Origin of the sequence: Millisia brevis NBRC 105863 (assembly GCF_001552615.1) — a bacterium.
In the GTDB taxonomy this organism is placed as follows: domain Bacteria; phylum Actinomycetota; class Actinomycetes; order Mycobacteriales; family Mycobacteriaceae; genus Millisia; species Millisia brevis.
The window spans coordinates 186,591-204,047 of the sequence record NZ_BCRN01000007.1 but is presented as its reverse complement, the minus strand read 5'-3'; the positions used below and the strand labels follow the sequence as shown (position 1 = coordinate 204,047).

Genomic DNA, 17,457 nt, shown 5'->3' with positions numbered 1-17,457 from the left:
CCCGAACGGCGAAGATGTCCCCGCAGGCTAAACCCCGGCCGCACCACGAGTTGGGGATTGGCGGGGTTCCACGATAGATTTGCCGGCGGCTCGGCGTATCGCGTCGGCCCCGATCGGGCGTATAGCTCAGTGGTTAGAGCTCTGGTCTTACACACCAGCGGTCGGGGGTTCAAATCCCTCTGCGCCCACCCACCAATCACGCCGGCCGATCGGCTCAGAAACCGCCGCCGGCCCGCACCGCGAGATCCTGTCCCGCCCGCCAGGTCGCCAGGCGTGCTTCGTAATCCGCGGTCGCGGTCGCCAGCGGCTTGCTGCCGAAGAATTGGCGCAGCGGCGGCTCGTCGAGGTCGACCAGTTCGAGCACGGCCCGCGCGGAGGCGTCCGGGTCGCCGCCGGACCGCAATGCGCGCTTGAAGTCGTCGCCCCGAGCGATGCGCGCAGCGGGTCGTAGGCCGGGTTCGGGTCCACGAAGCTCGCGGTCGCTCCGAATCCGGTGGCGAACGAGTCGGGTTCGATCAGCGTCACCTTGATGCCGAAGGGGGCGAGCTCACCGGCCAGGGCCTGGCTGATGCCCTCGAGCGCCCACTTCGACGCGTTGTAGCCGCCCACGTAGGGGTAGGCGGTGATGCCGCCGATCGACGAGACCTGCAGGATGTGGCCGCTGCGCTGTTCCCGCAGGAACGGGATCGCGGCCTGGGTCACCCAGATCGCGCCGAAGACGTTGGTGTCGATGATGCGGCGCAGGTCGTCCTCGCCGAGTTCCTCGACCGCGCCGAGCAGGCCGTAGCCGGCGTTGTTGACGATCACGTCGAGCCGGCCGAAGTGACTGTGCGCCTTCGCGACGACCTCGAACGCCGCGGCCCGGTCGGTGACATCCAGGCGCAGCGGCAGCACCCGGTCACCGAACCGGTCGACCAGATCGGTCAACGTCGCGGTATCGTGGGCGGTGGCCACGACGCTGTCGCCGCGCTCGAGGGCGGCCTCGGTCCACGTGCGGCCGAAGCCGCGGGATGCGCCGGTGATGAACCAGATCTTGCTCACGTTCTCCCCTGTCGAATCGTGGCGGCTCGGGTCCCCGGACTCGGTCGATGTCCTTCGGTGAGCCGCTCGACAACCGACGCTAGGAAGCCGCGTCGGCAACAAGCAGGTCCGCTCAGTGACCCCCTGGCGTGCATCGGCGCACCTACGATCGAACGTATGGGTGCTGCGCAGGACGTCCGCGGGCGCATCCGCGACTTCGTGATCTCCCGCCGCGAGCGGGTGAGCCCCGGCGACGTCGGCATCCACGAAGGCGGTGGTACCCGGCGGGTCAAGGGCCTGCGCCGCGAGGAGGTCGCGATGCTCGCCGGGGTCTCGGTCGAGTACTACGTGCGCTTCGAGCGCGGCGACGCGGCCGGGGCGTCCGACTCGGTGATCGACGCGATCGCGCGGGTACTGCGCCTGTCCGATGTCGAGCGCGAATACCTACGCCGCCTCTGCGCCGCGCGCACCGCCGGCCACCGCAACCCGCCGGTGCGGGCGGTGACCGGGATCCGCCCCTCGGCCCGCCGACTGCTGGAGTCGATGGAGACCGTCCCGGCGTTCGCGGTCAACCGGATCGGCGACATCGTCGCGGCCAATATCCTCGGGCGCGCCTTCTACGTGCAGATGTACGACGACGGTCGCGATCCGGTCAACCACACCTGGTTCCAGTTCCTGCGCCAGGAGCAGTCGAGGCGGTTCTGGGTCGACTGGGACGTGATCGCGGACAACGGTGTACAGATCCTGCGCGCCGAGATCGGGGCGGCCCCACTCGACCCCGCCCCGCTCGATCGCGGCCGGCGCGACCTGCTGGACGAGCTGCTGACCGTCCCCGAATTCCGCAGCCGCTGGAACTCGCAGAATGTGCGGCGGCATACCAGCGGCACCAAACGGGTCAACCACCCGATCGTCGGGCGCATGGACCTCGCCTACGAGAACCTGCACCTCGACGCGGACCCGGATCTGGCGATCCTGACCTTCAGCCCGGAGCCGGGCACCCCCTCGGCCGACGCGATGCAGCTGCTCAACCACTGGGCGCGCGACGGCGCGAACGCCTCCCGGGTGGGGCGCGGCTGATCGGTCGGTGCCGATCGTCGCCACAACAGGTTCCCGTGGCGCAGGGGCGAGGAGATAGTTGTCGCGGCGAGCCCGTGGGGAGCGTCTTGTGACGGCCGTCGGCTCAGATGCCGGCGGCGACAGCGAACAGCGGAATCGCCACGATCGCCAGGGTGCTGGTGACCACGATGGTCGCCGCGGCGAAGCGGCCGTCGCCGTCGTACTGCTCGGCGAGGATGAACGCGGTCGAGGAGACCGGCATGGCGGCCAGCAGCACCAGCGTCGGGCCCCAGGGGCCGGCGAGGTCGCCGGGGAAGAGGCGGACGAGCAGCAGGGTAACCGCCGGGAAAACAACAAGCTTGACCGCGGTGGCGGCGATGATCGCGCTCGGTGGGATGCCGCCGGCGCGGATACCCGCCAGCGCCGGGCGCAGGGTCAGGCCGATCGCGAACATCGCCGCGGGGATCGCCGCCTGGCCGAGCATCCCGACACTGTCGTCGATCAGGGACGGCAGCGGTACATCGGCCACGGCGACGGCGAGCCCGGCGAAGATGCTCAGCACCACCGGATTGGCCACCAGCGCCCGTTTGACGATCGGCCAGATCGCGATGCCGCCGGTCGCCCCGTCCGCGGCGGCCGTCCGTTGGGCGACGATCGTGCGGATCAGCGGGTAGCCGATCATGAAGACCAGATTGTGCAGCAGCTGACCGATCGCAACCGCCAACGCGGCATCGGGGCCGACCAGGGCGATGACGATCGGCACCGCGAGATAGCCGACATTGCCGTACCCGGCGGCCAGCGAGAACTGCGCGGGGCCGACGCGGCGGAAGACCGGCGTCAGGTGTGCCAGGGCGTAGGCGCCGACGGTGATCACGATCGTCACGCCGGCCGCCAGCAGCAGAAACAGCGGCGGGACACCCGCGGCCGGATCGGTCCGCGCGATCGCGTCGAACAGGAACGCCGGCAGCGCGATCCAGAAGACGAAGGCGTTGATCGCCGGCTCGGTACCCGCGAAGCGCTTCGTATAGCTGGTCGCGGCTCCGAGCCCGAGGATCAGAAAGAACGGCAGCGTGGCCGCGAAGACGGTGTCCATGATCGGCGCCCACTCTAACGGCAGGCGAGCGCTTCCCATGACCAAGCCTTGATACCCCTGGGGGGTACGGGTGTACGCTGGCGGTCGGATACCCAACGGGGGTATGGATCGAAAGGGGTGGGCAATGACGGTCACCGAATATCGGGTCACCGGAATGTCCTGCGGTCACTGCGAGTCGGCGGTCCGCGAGGAGGTCGCGCGCATCGGCGGAGTCGACGGCATCGAGGTCGACGCCCGCACCGGCACGCTGGTGATCACCGCATCCGCTCCGGTGGACGACGCGCTGGTGGTCGAGGCGGTCGACGAGGCGGGGTACGCGGCGGTCCGCGTCTGATGAACGTCGCCGCTCGGCTCGGGGCCTTCGCCGTGGCCGCCGTACTGGTCTTCGGCGCCGCCTTCGGGATCGCGGCTGCCGTGGTCCCGGACGGTTTCGCCGACCGATGGCAGCCGGCCGGCGGCACCCACGACGTCGGCACGCACACCGGCACCGACGGCGCGGACTCGCACGACGGCGGTCACGGTGACGCCGGTACGGGGGACGGGCGATGAGCGCCCCCACCCCGGCGGCGACGCCGACGAGCGTCGAACTCGACATCCGCGGGATGACCTGCGCCTCGTGCGCCATGCGGATCGAGAAGAAGCTCAACAAGCTCGACGGGGTCGCCGCGACGGTCAACTACGCGACCGAGAAGGCGAAGGCGACCGTGCCCGCCGGATACGACCCGGCCACCCTGATCGCCGAGGTCGAGAAGGCCGGCTACGCCGCATCGGTGCCCCCACCGCCACAGGCGGACCCGGGCCCGCAGCCGTCCGACACGGACCTCGAACTGGCGAGCCTGCGCACCCGACTGATCGTCTCGACGCTGCTGACCGTGCCGGTGATCGCGATGGCGATGATCCCGGCCCTGCAGTTCACCTACTGGCAGTGGGCGTCGCTCACGCTGGCCGCACCGGTGATCGTCTGGGGCGCGTGGCCCTTCCACCACGCCGCCTGGATCAACCTGCGGCACGGCGCGGCCACCATGGACACGCTGATCTCGATGGGCACCTCGGCGGCCCTCCTGTGGTCGCTCTACGCCCTCTTCCTCGGCACCGCGGGCGTCCCCGGCATGACCCACGGTTTCGACATGATGCTCACCCGCACCGACGGCGCCGCCAATATCTATCTCGAGGTCGGCGCCGGGGTCACGATGTTCATCCTCGCCGGCCGGTACTTCGAGAAGCGGTCGAAGCGGCGAGCGGGGGCGGCATTGCGCGCCCTGCTCGAACTCGGGGCCAAGGACGTCGCGGTCCTGCGCGACGGCGTCGAGACCACCATTCCGATCGACCGGCTCGCCGTCGGCGACCGGTTCGTCGTGCGGCCGGGGGAGAAGATCGCCACCGACGGGGTGATCGTCTCCGGAACGTCCGCGGTCGACGCGTCGATGCTCACCGGTGAATCGGTGCCGGTCGAGGTCGGCCCGGACGACGCGGTGACCGGAGCGACCCTCAACGCCGGCGGGCGGCTGGTCGTGCGGGCCACCCGGATCGGCGCCGATACCCAACTCGCCCGGATGGCCCGCCTGGTCGAGGACGCCCAGACCGGCAAGGCGCAGGTGCAGCGCCTGGCCGATCGGGTCTCCGGCGTCTTCGTGCCGATCGTGATCCTGATCGCCGTCGCCACCCTCGGCGCCTGGCTCGGCGCGGGCTTCCCTGCCTCGGCCGCCTTCACCGCGGCGGTTGCGGTCCTCGTGATCGCCTGCCCCTGCGCCCTCGGGCTGGCCACGCCGACCGCCCTGCTGGTCGGCACCGGTCGCGGCGCGCAACTCGGCATCCTGATCAAGGGGCCCGAAGTCCTCGAGTCGACCCGGGCGATCGACACCGTGGTCCTCGACAAGACCGGCACCGTCACCACCGGGCGGATGACGCTGCTCGACGTGGTGCCCGCGGCAGGTACCGACCGCACCGAGGTGCTGCGCCTGGCGGGCGCCCTGGAGGACTCGTCGGAGCACCCGATCGCTCGGGCGATCGCCGCTGCTGCCGCCGAGCAGATCGGCCCGCCCGCCGCGGTGACCGACTTCGCGAACGTCCCCGGACTCGGGGTGCGCGGGGTCGTCGACGGCCGGGAGGTCACCGTCGGACGCCTGTCCCTGGTCGCCCCCGGGAGCACCGTCCGCGCCGTCGGCGCCGTTGAGGGCGTGGGGGGTGTCGAGGGCATCGAGGGATGGGATGCCGAGCTGACCGCCGCGGCCGAGGCCGCGCGGGAGGCGGGACGCACCGTCGTTGTCGCCGGCTGGGATGGCCGGGTGCGGGGGTTGCTGATCGTGGCGGACGCGGTCAAACCCACCAGCGCCGAGGCGGTCGCGCGGTTGATCGACCTGCGCCTGACCCCGGTGCTGTTGACCGGGGACAACGAGACCGTCGCCCGTCGTGTCGCCGCGGAGGTCGGGATCGACCGGGTGATCGCCGAGGTGCTGCCCGCCGACAAGGTCGACGTGATCGCCCGGCTGCAGGCCGAGGGTCGGGTGGTCGCGATGGTGGGCGACGGGGTCAACGACGCGCCCGCGCTGGCCCGGGCCGACCTGGGCATCGCGATGGGTACCGGCGCCGACGTCGCGATCGAGGCCGCCGACATCACCGTCGTGCGCGGCGATCTGCGCGGCGTCGTCGACGCGATCCGGCTGTCCCGGCGCACGCTCGGCACGATCCGATCGAATCTGTTCTGGGCGTTCGCCTACAACGTCGCGGCGATTCCGGCCGCCGCGCTCGGGCTGCTCAACCCGATGCTCGCCGGCGCCGCGATGGCCCTGTCGAGCGTCTTCGTCGTCGGAAACAGCCTGCGGCTGCGCGGCTTCCGCGGCGTCGCCGGCTCCGAGCGCTGAGGGCGGCGTCGCCGGCGTCGGGCACTGAGCGCGGCGTCGACGATCGGATCAGGGGCCGAGCGCGGGCCCGGCCCGCTCGTCGTCGTGCGGTGGGCCGACTCGGTCGAGGTGAGCGATCAGCCGGCGCAACGCGGCGATCTCGGTGTCGAGGGCGGCGCGCCCCGTGGGGGTGATGTCCATCCAGGTGCGGGTGCGACCACCGTTGGCGTCGCTTCGGCGCCGCGTGACGAAGCCGGCGCGTTCGAGCACCGACAGATGCCGCGCCAGGTTGCCGTCGGTCAGGTCGAGAGTATTGCGCAGGACCGCGAATTCGATGGTCGAACCGTCCGCCAGAAGCGTCAGGACGCCCAATCGCACCCGCTGATGGACGACGTCGTCGAGCCCGATCGTCGGCAGCGGAGGGGGCGGCACCGCCGACGCCGTGGGTAGCGGCGGGATGAGTGTCGACGGGACCGGCAGCGACCGGTCCGGAACAACGCCCGCCGGTTCCGCCGGTTCGGGAGTCGACGTCACCTCTCCACTGTGCCTCGTCGCGGCGGCCGCGTGTGGCGACGATCGCGGTGGTGAGGGCCGGCCGCAGGGCCATACGGTGACAAACCGGCTTTCCGGACGGTGGTATCCGTCGACAACCCGCCCTATGGTGGACGACGGACGGGGAGGTGAGAATGTCGATCATCGACCGCGACCGACCACCACCGTGATCGGCCGAGAACCCTCCCGTCGCACCACCCTGCGGTCGCGTGCGACCGGCCCGCGCACGCCCGGTCCCCGGGTGCCCAGCTACGTGTCGATCATCATCCCCACCCACAACGCGCTTCCGGAACTCGACGAGCAGCTCGACGCGCTCGCCGAGCAGGACTACTCCGGTCCGCTCGAGGTGATCATCAGCGACAACGGATCCACCGACGGGCTGCGCAAGCATCTCGCCGCCCATCCCCTCGGCGGCCCACTCAACCTGCGATGGGTCGACGCCTCGGACCGCGACGGCGCGCCACACGCCCGCAACGTGGGATCGGAAGCGGCCCAAGGGGATCTACTCGTCTACGCGGCCGCCGACGACCGCGTCTACCCCGGCTGGTTGTCCGCGATGGTCGCCGCCGCCGGGGAGGCGGACGCGGTCGGTGGGGTCATCGAGATCGACGGCATCAACACCCCCGAGGTGGTCGCCTGGCGGCCGGAACCCGGACCGGAGGAGCAGGCCCGCGTCTTCGGCTACCACCCGGTGGCCAATGGCTGCACCCTCGCGCTCTGGCGCTCGACCTACCGTGAGGTCGGCGGCTGGAACGAGGAGTACGACCTCGCCGGCGACGACTACGAACTGTGCCTGCGACTCGGGGTCCACGGTCTGACGCTTGCGCACGCGCCGGACGCGCTGGTCGCCTACCGGCTGCGCGACACCCTCGACACCCATTGGCGGCGGCGGATCACCCTCGGCCGCGTCGAGGCGCGCCTCTACGCCGACTACCGCGAGCACGGGATGCCGCGCCGCCCGCCGCCCGCGGTGCTGCGCACGATCGGGTACCTGATCCTGCGCAATCCGTGGATGCCGCGCTTCATCCGGCGCAACAACACCGGGATCTGGCTCTTCCATGCCGCGACCCTGCTCGGCCGGCTGCGCGGCAGCATCGAGAACCGGGTCTTCTACTTCTGACGCCGACGGCCGCCATCGGATCCACGGGGATTCGATAGCGGCCGTCACGACCGGGAAACCTGCCCGCCCGGACCCTTCGGTCCGGGCCGGAGGGTTACTCCTGGCCGAAGTTGCAGTTCGCGCTCCAGATACCGCGCTGGGCGTCCTTGGCTTCCTGCTCCGCGGCGCGAACCTCGTCCTTGAACTGGCCGACGTAGACGGCGCGGGCGATCCCGGCGCGGGCGGCCTCGACGGCGTAGTTGAAGCCGTCCCAGCGAATGACGTGCGCCAGGGTGGTCACGCCGGTCGGATCGGCCGACGGCCACCGGGGATCGGCCTCGAGCAGGGTGGGCTGCCAGGTCATCGCGGCGGCGGCGAAGGCGGTGGCCTCGTTGCCGAAGCATTGACCGGGCTGTGCGGCGTCGATACCGAAGACGCGCACATGCACCCAGGCGCGCTGGAAGCTGAACGTGGTGAAGGTGTCACCCGAGACAACCTGTGTGGTCAGACCATTGGGGGTGACCGGCTGAGCGGACGCCGCGGGAATCGTCGGTCCGGCCACGATCGCCGCGACTGCGCAGAACCCGACAACGACACGAATGATGCTGCGCATTCCGAACATGTTCCTCGTTTTCGCTCGATGAACCCGGCATTCCCGGGGAATGGTAGCGGTAGGGTCCACTTCCCCGCGCGTCGGGCGTCGTAGAGTTCCCGGCATGTCGCTCGGTCGTGTCGGTCACAGGCGTGTTCGATGGGCCGACGGGGGCCCCGACACGATCGCCGGCCTGGTGCTCGGTCTCGCCCTCGATCGGGTGCTGGGGGACCCGCAGCGCCTGCATCCGGTCGCCGGATTCGGCCGCGCGGCGGGCGCCCTGGAGCGACTGACCTACCGGGACAGCCGGTGGGCGGGCGCACTGTTCTGGGTGGTGGCGGTCGGCGCGCCGGTCGCGGCGACCGCGGCGCTCGACCGGGCCGCCCGCACCGTGCCGTTCGCCCGGGCGGGGCTGACCGCCGCGACCGTATGGGCCGCGACCGGCGGCACCACCCTGGCCCGCGTCGGTGTCGACCTCGCCGACGACCTCGAGGATCCCGACCTCACCGCCGCCCGCCGCCGGCTGCCGATGCTCTGCGGGCGCCTGCCCGATCAGCTCGATCGGCCCGCGCTCGCCCGCGCCGGCATCGAGTCGGTCGCCGAGAACACCGCCGACGCGGCGGTCGGGGTGGTGGTCTGGGGGGCGATCCTCGGCGCCCCGGGGGTGGTCGCCTACCGTGCGGTCAACACGCTCGACGCGATGGTCGGCCACCGATCCGAGCGCTACGGCCGATTCGGTTGGGCCGCGGCGCGTGCCGACGACGTCCTCGGCTACCCGGCCGCCCGGCTGACCGGGGTGCTCGCGGCGCTCCGCGCTCGGGTGGTCGGCGGTTCGGGAGCCGCGGCGCTGCGGGTGTGGCGGGCGGACGCCGCCGCCCATCCGAGCCCGAACGCCGGAGTCTGCGAGGCGGCGTGGGCCGGGGCGCTCGACATCTCCCTCGGCGGGCCGACCCCCTATCGGTACGGCACCCAGCTGCGCCCGGTGCTCGGCGCGGGCGGTCGCGACCCGGGTCCCGACGATGTGCGTCGGGCGGCGACGTTGTCGCTACGGGTCCAGGAGGCGGCGGTCCTCGCCGCGGCGGTCGCGCTCGGCGCGGTCTACGGAGTGCGGCGGATTCAGCGACGCCGGCCGTAGCGGGCGTCGAGCTTGTCGCGGGTCGCCGCGGCGCGGGCATCGGCGGTCTCGCCGGCCGGGGCGTCCGCGGGTGAGGTGTCGGGCGACGGGGATTTCGGGGCCGGTTCGTCGGTGGGCGCGGGCGCCTCGGCGACGGTGGTGACGGCTGCGGCGGCGCGTGCCGAACCGTCCCGGGAGGTGGCCGGCGACGTCGCGAAGGAGTCGGCGGGGGTGGTCACCGGTTCCGTGGCGGACACCGGGACCGACGATCCGCTCGCCGTGGCCTTCGCCGCCCGGCGTTCCCGGATCTCCGAGTAGACGACGTAGCCCAAACCGAGCGGCGCCATGATGCCGAAGGCGAGCCACTGCAGGCCGTACGACAGATACGGGCCGGCATCGAGCTGCGGCAGGCCGATCACGCCGAGCCCGCCGGGCTGAGCGTCGGCCAGGGCGATCCACCCGTCGATCGGATCGGTACCGGTCAGCTCGGCGACCTGATCCGGGGCGATCGAGTAGACCTGCGGCGGTGTCGTATCCGTCAGCGGCGGGCGTTCCGGCGAGGTCGGCTCCGGGCGGCGGACGCGGCCGTCGAGGGTGACCGTCCCGGTCGGGGCGGCCTCGATCGCCGGGACCCGATTGCCGTTGTCCGGCAGGACGTAGCCGCGGTTGACCACCACATCGGTGCCGTCGGTGGTGCGGAAGACCTCGAGGATCTCGTAACTGGGGGAGCCGGCCGTCGACCGCAGCCGCACGACGACCTCGGTGCCCTGCACATAGGAACCGGTCAGCTCGACCGAGCGCCATTCGCGGTCCGCGGGCAGCGATCCGTCGACCAGCACATCACCCAACGGGGCGGTCGGGGTGTCGAGCGCCTCGCTGATCAGATCGTTGCGGTGCTCGGTCTCGGTGTTCTTGCCCAGCTGCCAGGGCGCGAGGATGACGAAGCAGAGGTAGGTGAACACCGCCACCACGCCGGCGAGAATCAGCCAGCGCGGTTTGAGGAAGTACCCGAGGCGATGCACACCAGCCACCGTATCGTTCCGCCGCGATCGGCGGTGCCGCGGGCGCCGGGGTTACCGGTCGGTGCCGACCAGCGTGCGAATCTCCTCGAGCAACCCCGGCACGGCCGCCTCGATCTGTTCGCGGACCTCCGCGAAGTCGCGGGCCGAACCGTAGTAGGGGTCGGCGACCGACAGGTCGCCGACCGCCTGCGGATCGAATTCGCGCAGCAGCCGCACCCGCGACGGGTCGGCGCCCAGGGCCCGCAGCGCCTTCGCGTGCCCGCGGTCGAGGGCGATGATCAGATCGGCGGACAGGATGTCGTCGTCGACGTGGCGGGCGGTATGCGCGCTCGGATAGCCGTGCCGTTCGAGTTCGGCGCGGGCGCGGGCATCGGCGCGATCACCGACGTGCCAGGAGCCGGTGCCGGCGCTGGTCACCTGCACCTCGTCGGCGAGCCCGGCCCGCTCGACCGCGGTCGCGACGATCCGATCGGCCATCGGGGAGCGGCAGATATTGCCGGTGCAGACGAAGGTGACGTGAACCGGCACACGCTCGGGCGGCGTCACGACGCCCGGCTCGGGCGGGGTCACGACGTCCGCCCGCCGAGATCGGGGACCAAACCGTCGAGCGCGGCGATCAGATCCTTCGGCCGGTCGACGACCACGTCCGCGGCCGCATGTTCCGCCTCGGTGCCGTAGCCCCAGGTGACCGCGATGCACGGGACACCCCAGTGCCGGGCGCCCTCGATGTCGTGGCTGCGGTCGCCGATCATCGCGACCCCGGTCGTGCCGCCGATCACCGCCGCCACCCCGAGCCGGCTGAGCGCGCGGGCCATCACGTCCTTCTTGAGGGTGCGGCTGCCGTCCTCGGAAGCCCCGGCCACGAACTCGAAGCGGTCCCGTAGCCGGTAGTGATCGAGGACCTGCTCGGCGACCACCTCGGCCTTGGACGTGGCCACCGCCAACCGCACACCGTGGGCGAGCAGTTCGTCGAGCGCCTCGGGAAAGCCGTCGAAGACGCGGCTGTGCGACCAGCCGCTCTCGCGGTAGATCCGGCGGTAGGCGGCGAGCCCCCGCTCGACCTCGGCGCGGGCGATCTCGGGATCGTCGGCGTCCGATCCGGCGCCGAGCAGTCGCAGGATCTCCGGCAGCGGCGGTCCGATCAGTTCGCGCACCCGCGACTCGTCGGGCATCGGCCGACCGATCGTCTCCATCGCGTGCCGCAGCCCGTCGATGATGCCGGGGGCGGAGTCGATCAGGGTGCCGTCGAGGTCGAAGAGCACCACCGGGGGCAGCGCGAGCGGACGATCGGGGACGAGCGAGACCATGCGATGAACAGTAGTGGGCGCCGGATCGGCCCGCCCTTCGGCGGACATCCCGCCCCGTCGGCGACTGCCACTAGGCTGGCCGTCGTGGTCGCCAGCGTCTCCCTCGCCGATGTCGTCGCCACCCTGGAGGCGGCCTATCCGCCCCGGCTGGCGGAGAGTTGGGATTCGGTGGGTCTGGTCTGCGGCGACCCGGCGGAGCCGGTGCGCTCGGTGCTGGTGACCGTCGACGTCACCGCCGAGGTCGTCGACCACGCGGTGAGCATCGGCTGCGATTTGATCGTCGCGCATCATCCCTTGTTGCTGCGCGGCGTCGACACCGTCGGCGTGCATACGCCCAAGGGCGCCCTGATCCATCGGCTGATCCGCAGCGGCTGCGCGCTGTACACCGCCCATACCAACGCCGACTCCGCGCCGATCGGCGTCTCGGATGCGCTCGCCCGGCGGCTGGGGGTCACCCCGCTGCGCCCGATCCAGGACGTGCCGGCCGCGCCGCTCGACAGCTGGGTGGTGCGCGTTCCCTCCGCCGACGCCGAGGCGGTCCGCGAGGCGATGTTCGCCGCCGGCGCCGGTCGGGTCGGCGACTACGACCGTTGCTGTTGGCAGACCTCCGGGACCGGGCGCTTCCGGCCGGGTGCCGGCGCCCACCCGGCGATCGGCTCGGTCGGGCTCGACGAACAGGTCGCCGAGGACCGCCTCGAATTGGTCGCCCGGCGGTCGCTGCGCCGGGCTGTCGTCGACGCCCTGCGCGCGGCCCACCCCTACGAGGAACCGGCCTTCGACCTGATCGAGATGGCGCCGGTGCCATCGGACACCGGGCTCGGCCGCATCGGCGAGCTGGATACGCCGATGGCGCTGCGCGAGTTCACCGCCCGGGTGGCCGAACGGCTGCCCGCGACGGCGACCGGCGTGCGCGCGGCCGGCGACCCGGATCGGATGGTCCGCCGCGTTGCGGTCTGCGGCGGCGCCGGAGATTCGTTGCTCGACGCGGTCCGGGCTGCTGACGTCGACGTATACGTCACCTCCGATCTGCGCCATCATCCGGTCGACGAGCATCTGCGGGCGGGCGGGTGCCCGGTGATCGACGTCGCCCACTGGGCGGGCGAGTTCCCGTGGTGCGACCAGGCGCGCGAGATCCTCGACCGGCGCTTCGCGGAAGACGTCGACTGGACCTGCGCGGTGGTCGAGCGACGCACCGATCCGTGGTCGATCGCGGTTCGCTGAACCGATCGAGAAGGCCGAGTGTCGACGCGTCGGTGACGTAGTGCCGCCGGCCCGCGTCGGATCGGCCGGGCGGACCGCTCGCGCCCAGTAGGGTGACGGGATGGATGTCGACCCCGGAATGCAGAGGCGCCTGCTCGATTTGGCCGCCGTGGACACCGAACTGACGCAGCTGCGGCACCGTCTCGGGGCACTCCCGGAAGAGAAGGACGTCGAACGGCTCGCGCGCGAACGCAACGCCGCGAAGGACGCCGCGGTCGCCATCGGCATTTCGATCGACGACCTGGACACCGATATCCGCCGGCTCGAGGGTGAGGTCGACGCGGTGCGCCGCCGGCTCGAACGCGATCAGCAGTTGCTCGCCGCCGGTTCCGCCCCCGCGAAGCAGCTTTCGGAGATCCAGCACGAGGTCGGCTCGCTCGAGCGCCGGCAGGCGCTGCTCGAGGACGAGATGCTCGGAGTGATGGAGCAGCGCGAGGCGCTGCAGAGCGATCACGACCGCGCCGGGGCACAGCTCGACCACGTCGAGTCGCAATTGGTCGAGGCGGAGAAGCTCGTCCAGGCCGCGGTGGGGGACCTCGACGAGCGCATCGCCGATCGCACCACCGCTCGCGCCGCGGTGGTCGGTGACATCGACTCCGCCTTGATCGAGGCCTACGACCGGCAGCGGGAACGCTCCGGTGTGGGCGCGGCGCTGCTGCGCGCCCGCCGCTGCGGCGGCTGCCGGCTCGAACTCGACCGCGGCGAGATCGCCCGGATCGCGGCCGCGCCCCCGACGGCACTGATCCGCTGTTCGGAATGCGGCACCATCCTGGTGCGCACCTTCGAGTCCGGCCTGTGAGCGCGTTGCGCTCGGCGGTGAGGGGCCGGTTCCGTGGGTGACGGCGGCACGGTCCGGTCGGTGGTGGTCGAGGCCGACGGCGGGTCGCGCGGCAACCCCGGTACCGCCGGCTTCGGCGCCCTGGTGCTCGACGCCGGCGACGTCGACGGGCCGCCCCTGGGGACGGTCAACGAGGCGATCGGTCGGGCGACGAACAATGTCGCCGAGTACCGCGCGCTGATCGCCGGCCTGACCGAGGCGCGGCGGCTCGGCGCGACCGACGTCCTGGTGCGGATGGATTCGCGCCTGGTGGTCGAACAGATGGCCGGGCGGTGGCAGGTCAAGAACGCCGATCTGGCGGTGCTGCGGGAGCGCGCCACCACGATCGCGCGGGAGTTCGACCACATCGACTACGAGTGGATTCCGCGGGCCCGCAACAGTCGGGCCGACGCCCTGGCCAACGCCGCGATGGATCGGGCCGAGGACTCCGGCGCCGGTACCGCTTCCACCTCCACCGCCACGTCCGGGACCGCCGCCACCGCGGTGACCCCGACCTCGACCGCGGCCCCGTCGGCTCCGGCCGCCGCGCCGACCGCCTGGACCGGGCGCGACGGCGCGCCGACCCGCCTGATCCTGCTGCGCCACGGCCAGACCGAACTGTCGATCGAGCGGCGCTACTCCGGGCGCGGCAACCCCCGGCTGACCGAACTGGGCCATCGTCAGGCCCGGGGGGCCGCCCACCGGCTCGCCGGCGACGCCTTCACCATCGACGCGATCGTCGCGTCCCCGCTCGCCCGCACGCTCGCGACGGCGGAGGCGGTCGCCGGGAAGATCGGCCTGCCGGTGTCCACCGACGACGGTTTCATCGAGACCGACTTCGGCAAGTGGGAGGGCCTGACCTTCCGCGAGGCCCGCGAGCAGTACCCCGACCTGCACGACCGCTGGGTATCCGATACCTCGGTGCCCCCACCGGCCGGTGAGAGCTTCGATTCGGCGGGGGAGCGGGTCGCCGCCGCGCTCGCCGCGCTGACCGAGCGTTACGCCGGGAAGACGGTCCTGGTGGTCTCGCACGTCACCCCGATCAAGCTGATCCTGCGCCAGGCGCTCGCCGTCGGGCCGAGCCTGCTGTTCCGCCTGCACCTGGACCTGGCGTCGCTGAGCATCGCGGACTTCTACCCGGACGGGGGCGCCACCGTGCGCCTGGTCAACGACACCGCCCACCTCGACCCCATCGGATAGCACGATCGGGGACAGTTGGCGTCGCTGAGCGCGAGTTACTGTCCCCGATCGTTGGCGTCAGTGGCGGCCGCTGCGGAAGAGCTGGCGGACGGTCATCAGGACGATCTTCGCGTCCAACCACAGCGACCAGTTGGCGATGTAGTAGTTGTCGAAGCGGGCCCGCTCCAGGATCGAGGTATCCCCGCGCAACCCGTTGACCTGCGCCCACCCGGTCAACCCCGCCGTGACCCGGTGTCGCGCCCAGTAGCGATCGTGCTCACCCTCGAACTGCTCGACGAAGTGCGGGCGCTCCGGCCGCGGACCGACGATACTCATCTCCCCGCGCACGATGTTCCACAGCTGCGGCAGCTCGTCGAGCGAGGTCCGCCGCAGGATCGCGCCCACCCGACCGACCCGCGGATCGTCGGCGGCGCTCCACGTCGTCGAGGTGACCCCGGCCGGCGCCTGCCGCATCGACCGGAACTTGTAGATGGTGAACCGGCTGCCGTTGCGGCCGATGCGCTCCTGACCGAAGAAGATCGGCCGACCGGAGTCGATCAGGATCGCGGCCGCGCAGGCGATCAGCACCGGCAGGATCAGCACCAGCGTCGCGACCGCGATCGCGACATCCGCCGCCCGCTTGATCCACCAACTCGTCGAGCGGGTCGGATCGGAGTTGAGGTGGATCAGCGGATAGCCGCGGATGCGTTCGACCCCGCGACCGTCCCGGTGCAGCTCGAACAGCCGCGGCACCACAAAGACCCGGCAGCCCAACTGATCGGCGGCGATCGCGGTATCGACCAGGTCGGTCTCCTTGGTGACGGCGAAGGAGATGATGACGCTGCCGGCGCCGGTCCGGTGCGCGATCTCCTCGAGGTCGCCCGGATCATGCGAGAGCAGGGGAGCGGGCAGTGCGTCCCCGTCGGAGATCCGCGGATCCGGATCGATGAAACCGATCGGTTCCAGGCCGAACTCCGGATACTCGTGCATCGTGCGCGCGAGGCCCTGACCCACCAGACCGGCGCCAAGGATGATCGTGCGCTCCCGTCGGCCGACGGATCGCCGCACCCAGCGACCCGCCGCGAAGGCGATCACCGCGCCCGGGAGCGACAGCATCGCGTGGATCGCGACCATATTCGCCAGATCGAGCGGTGACGCGCCGGGGTCGATATAGGGCAGCAGCAGGATCGGTACCAGCGTCGCCCCGGCGAGGGTGCCGATCGCCGCCGGCACCGATTCGATGACCGACAGGTGCAGGCGCGGGCGATAAAAGCCGACCGCGGAACGGCCGACGATCAAAACCGCGGCAAAGATCAAAAATGGCGTCGGCGAGACGTGAGAAAGGAGATAGGCCACCACGAGGGAGCCGCACTCGACGGCGATCAGACCGGCGCGAACCCCGCTGATCGATTCGATGCGCGGCCGCTCCACTTGGCGTCCCGGCCGCCGTTGGCGACGTTCGGGCTCGTGGCGGCTCGCCGTGTCGGTGTTGCCGTGCACCGCGGGTGGTCCGGTCGGCTCCTGCCGATCGGCCCCCGCGGCCACCGTTGTCCAGTCCAATCGTCCATCCATTTGGTTTACGTGAAAGATTTCGGACCGGAATCACGTTACCCGATCGGAAACCGAACCAGGGTGACGCTTCATGACGTTGTTATCAATGGCGTGTCGGCTTCGAGGGGGCGGCGGGCGGTCGGCGGCCGGGGCGGGGCACTACGATCGACAACGCGAACGAGCCGGCCGGGCGGCCGCGTCGTCGAGAACCGTCGGGGGTGACTCCGACAGGCTCGATGCCGAGGAAAGTCCGGACTCCACAGGGCAGGACGGTTGCTAACGGCAACCCGGGGTGACCCGCGGGACAGTGCCACAGAAAACAGACCGCCCATCTCGCGTGCGAGGTGGGTCAGGGTGAAACGGTGCGGTAAGAGCGCACCAGCGCCCCGGGTGACCGGGGCGGCTCGGTAAACCCCGTCCGGAGCAAGGTCGAAGGCCGCACCCCAGCGGTGCGGCAGGCGCAGGTGTTCGAGGGCTGCCCGCCCGAGCCTGCGGGTGGACCGCTACAGGCACCCGGTGACGGTGTGTCGAGATGGATGGTCGTCACTCCGACTCGCGTCGGAGGACAGGATCCGGCTTATAGGCCGGCTCGTTCGCCTCACCCGTGTAGCGAATGTCGTAGCGTCGCGTCCGGCCGCGTAGCAGACTGTGAAGCGGCGCCCGAGCGGGAGGATTCGGGATGCCGCAGAGTCTTCCGAGGTCCGGAAGCGCGACGTGAGAATGGAGTTGACGGGTGGGCGATTCGTCCGACGATCAGTGGTACTACAGCATCAGCGACGGCACCGTGGCGCAGGGCAAGCAGGCCAGTTGGTCCGACCGGATGGGCCCCTATCCGGACAAGGCCAGCGCCGAGCGCGCGCTCGAGATTGTCGCCGAGCGGAACAAGGCCGCCGATGACGCCGACCGGGAGTGGAACGACTGACGGCCCGACGGTCCGGCCCCGAGGGGCCGGACC

General features: G+C 71.5%; 17 protein-coding genes, 1 tRNA gene, 1 other RNA gene and 1 pseudogene. 12 read left to right on the top strand and 8 right to left on the bottom strand.

From position 1 onward, the window contains the following. The first annotated feature begins 115 nt into the window (after window positions 1-115). A tRNA-Val gene (locus MB1_RS12275) sits at window positions 116-188 on the top strand. Window positions 189-214: 26 nt separating this feature from the next. Here MB1_RS12275 and MB1_RS12270 read toward each other — a convergent pair. Continuing rightward, window positions 215-1,032, bottom strand: a pseudogene (locus MB1_RS12270) (SDR family NAD(P)-dependent oxidoreductase). Between the two features lie 165 nt (window positions 1,033-1,197). On the opposite strand from MB1_RS12270, the gene MB1_RS12265 reads away from it, so the two are divergent. After that, on the top strand, window positions 1,198-2,097 hold the full coding sequence (locus tag MB1_RS12265) for a helix-turn-helix domain-containing protein (RefSeq protein ID WP_066907262.1): 900 nt from the start codon (window positions 1,198-1,200) through the stop codon (window positions 2,095-2,097). Window positions 2,098-2,200: 103 nt separating this feature from the next. Here MB1_RS12265 and MB1_RS12260 read toward each other — a convergent pair whose 3' ends face one another. Further along, window positions 2,201-3,208, bottom strand: coding sequence for an AEC family transporter (locus MB1_RS12260; RefSeq protein ID WP_157084035.1), 1,008 nt, complete (start codon window positions 3,206-3,208; stop codon window positions 2,201-2,203). A gap of 85 nt (window positions 3,209-3,293) precedes the next feature. Between MB1_RS12260 and MB1_RS12255 the strand changes: the two genes are divergently transcribed. From MB1_RS12255 to MB1_RS12245, 3 genes are read left to right on the top strand one after another with little or no spacing between them, the layout of a single operon-like run. Next, a complete protein-coding gene (locus tag MB1_RS12255) occupies window positions 3,294-3,503 on the top strand; it encodes a heavy-metal-associated domain-containing protein (protein WP_066907256.1) in 210 nt (69 codons plus the stop codon). Then, the gene (locus MB1_RS12250) at window positions 3,503-3,718 is read left to right on the top strand and encodes a hypothetical protein (RefSeq protein ID WP_066907253.1); all 216 of its coding nucleotides are present in this window, start codon (window positions 3,503-3,505) and stop codon (window positions 3,716-3,718) included. The genes MB1_RS12255 and MB1_RS12250 overlap by 1 nt, the downstream gene beginning before the upstream one ends. Continuing rightward, window positions 3,715-6,030 (top strand): heavy metal translocating P-type ATPase, encoded by a 2,316-nt coding sequence (locus tag MB1_RS12245; RefSeq protein WP_066907249.1) that lies wholly within the window; start codon window positions 3,715-3,717, stop codon window positions 6,028-6,030. The genes MB1_RS12250 and MB1_RS12245 overlap by 4 nt, the downstream gene beginning before the upstream one ends. Window positions 6,031-6,078: 48 nt before the next feature. Here the strand turns inward: MB1_RS12245 and MB1_RS12240 are convergent, their stop codons facing one another. Further along, window positions 6,079-6,543, bottom strand: coding sequence for a transcriptional regulator (locus MB1_RS12240; RefSeq protein ID WP_245650155.1), 465 nt, complete (start codon window positions 6,541-6,543; stop codon window positions 6,079-6,081). A 259-nt stretch (window positions 6,544-6,802) separates the two neighbouring features. Here MB1_RS12240 and MB1_RS12235 point away from each other — a divergent pair, with 259 nt between their 5' ends. Continuing rightward, the gene (locus MB1_RS12235; protein WP_169801648.1) at window positions 6,803-7,681 is read left to right on the top strand and encodes a glycosyltransferase family 2 protein; all 879 of its coding nucleotides are present in this window, start codon (window positions 6,803-6,805) and stop codon (window positions 7,679-7,681) included. 94 nt (window positions 7,682-7,775) lie between these two features. Here the strand turns inward: MB1_RS12235 and MB1_RS12230 are convergent, their stop codons facing one another. Next, window positions 7,776-8,273, bottom strand: a complete 498-nt coding sequence (locus tag MB1_RS12230; protein ID WP_157084034.1) for a thermonuclease family protein — start codon at window positions 8,271-8,273, stop codon at window positions 7,776-7,778. A gap of 103 nt (window positions 8,274-8,376) precedes the next feature. On the opposite strand from MB1_RS12230, the gene MB1_RS12225 reads away from it, so the two are divergent. Then, the gene (locus MB1_RS12225) at window positions 8,377-9,387 is read left to right on the top strand and encodes a cobalamin biosynthesis protein (RefSeq protein WP_084351627.1); all 1,011 of its coding nucleotides are present in this window, start codon (window positions 8,377-8,379) and stop codon (window positions 9,385-9,387) included. Here MB1_RS12225 and MB1_RS12220 read toward each other — a convergent pair. From MB1_RS12220 to MB1_RS12210, 3 genes are read right to left on the bottom strand one after another with little or no spacing between them, the layout of a single operon-like run. Beyond that, window positions 9,369-10,388: an SURF1 family cytochrome oxidase biogenesis protein gene (locus MB1_RS12220; protein ID WP_084351625.1), complete on the bottom strand. Its 1,020-nt coding sequence runs from the start codon at window positions 10,386-10,388 to the stop codon at window positions 9,369-9,371. The genes MB1_RS12225 and MB1_RS12220 overlap by 19 nt on opposite strands. 51 nt (window positions 10,389-10,439) lie before the next feature. Beyond that, the gene (locus tag MB1_RS12215) at window positions 10,440-10,958 is read right to left on the bottom strand and encodes a low molecular weight protein-tyrosine-phosphatase (protein WP_281190020.1); all 519 of its coding nucleotides are present in this window, start codon (window positions 10,956-10,958) and stop codon (window positions 10,440-10,442) included. Continuing rightward, on the bottom strand, window positions 10,955-11,695 hold the full coding sequence (locus tag MB1_RS12210; protein ID WP_084351623.1) for an HAD hydrolase-like protein: 741 nt from the start codon (window positions 11,693-11,695) through the stop codon (window positions 10,955-10,957). The genes MB1_RS12215 and MB1_RS12210 overlap by 4 nt, the downstream gene beginning before the upstream one ends. 84 nt (window positions 11,696-11,779) lie before the next feature. Between MB1_RS12210 and MB1_RS12205 the strand changes: the two genes are divergently transcribed. From MB1_RS12205 to MB1_RS12195, 3 genes are all read left to right on the top strand, one after another. After that, on the top strand, window positions 11,780-12,916 hold the full coding sequence (locus MB1_RS12205) for a Nif3-like dinuclear metal center hexameric protein (RefSeq protein WP_245650154.1): 1,137 nt from the start codon (window positions 11,780-11,782) through the stop codon (window positions 12,914-12,916). A gap of 100 nt (window positions 12,917-13,016) precedes the next feature. Next, on the top strand, window positions 13,017-13,754 hold the full coding sequence (locus MB1_RS12200; RefSeq protein WP_066907240.1) for a zinc ribbon domain-containing protein: 738 nt from the start codon (window positions 13,017-13,019) through the stop codon (window positions 13,752-13,754). Window positions 13,755-13,787: 33 nt separating this feature from the next. Further along, window positions 13,788-14,972, top strand: coding sequence for a bifunctional RNase H/acid phosphatase (locus MB1_RS12195; protein ID WP_066907235.1), 1,185 nt, complete (start codon window positions 13,788-13,790; stop codon window positions 14,970-14,972). Between the two features lie 57 nt (window positions 14,973-15,029). Here the strand turns inward: MB1_RS12195 and MB1_RS12190 are convergent, their stop codons facing one another. Next, window positions 15,030-16,511, bottom strand: a complete 1,482-nt coding sequence (locus MB1_RS12190; protein WP_169801647.1) for a sugar transferase — start codon at window positions 16,509-16,511, stop codon at window positions 15,030-15,032. A gap of 169 nt (window positions 16,512-16,680) precedes the next feature. Here MB1_RS12190 and rnpB point away from each other — a divergent pair. Beyond that, window positions 16,681-17,098, top strand: an RNA gene (rnpB, locus tag MB1_RS12185) — RNase P RNA component class A. A gap of 137 nt (window positions 17,099-17,235) precedes the next feature. Beyond that, complete coding sequence (locus MB1_RS12180) at window positions 17,236-17,424, top strand: hypothetical protein (RefSeq protein ID WP_066907230.1); 189 nt, start codon at window positions 17,236-17,238, stop codon at window positions 17,422-17,424. Window positions 17,425-17,457 lie beyond the last annotated feature (33 nt).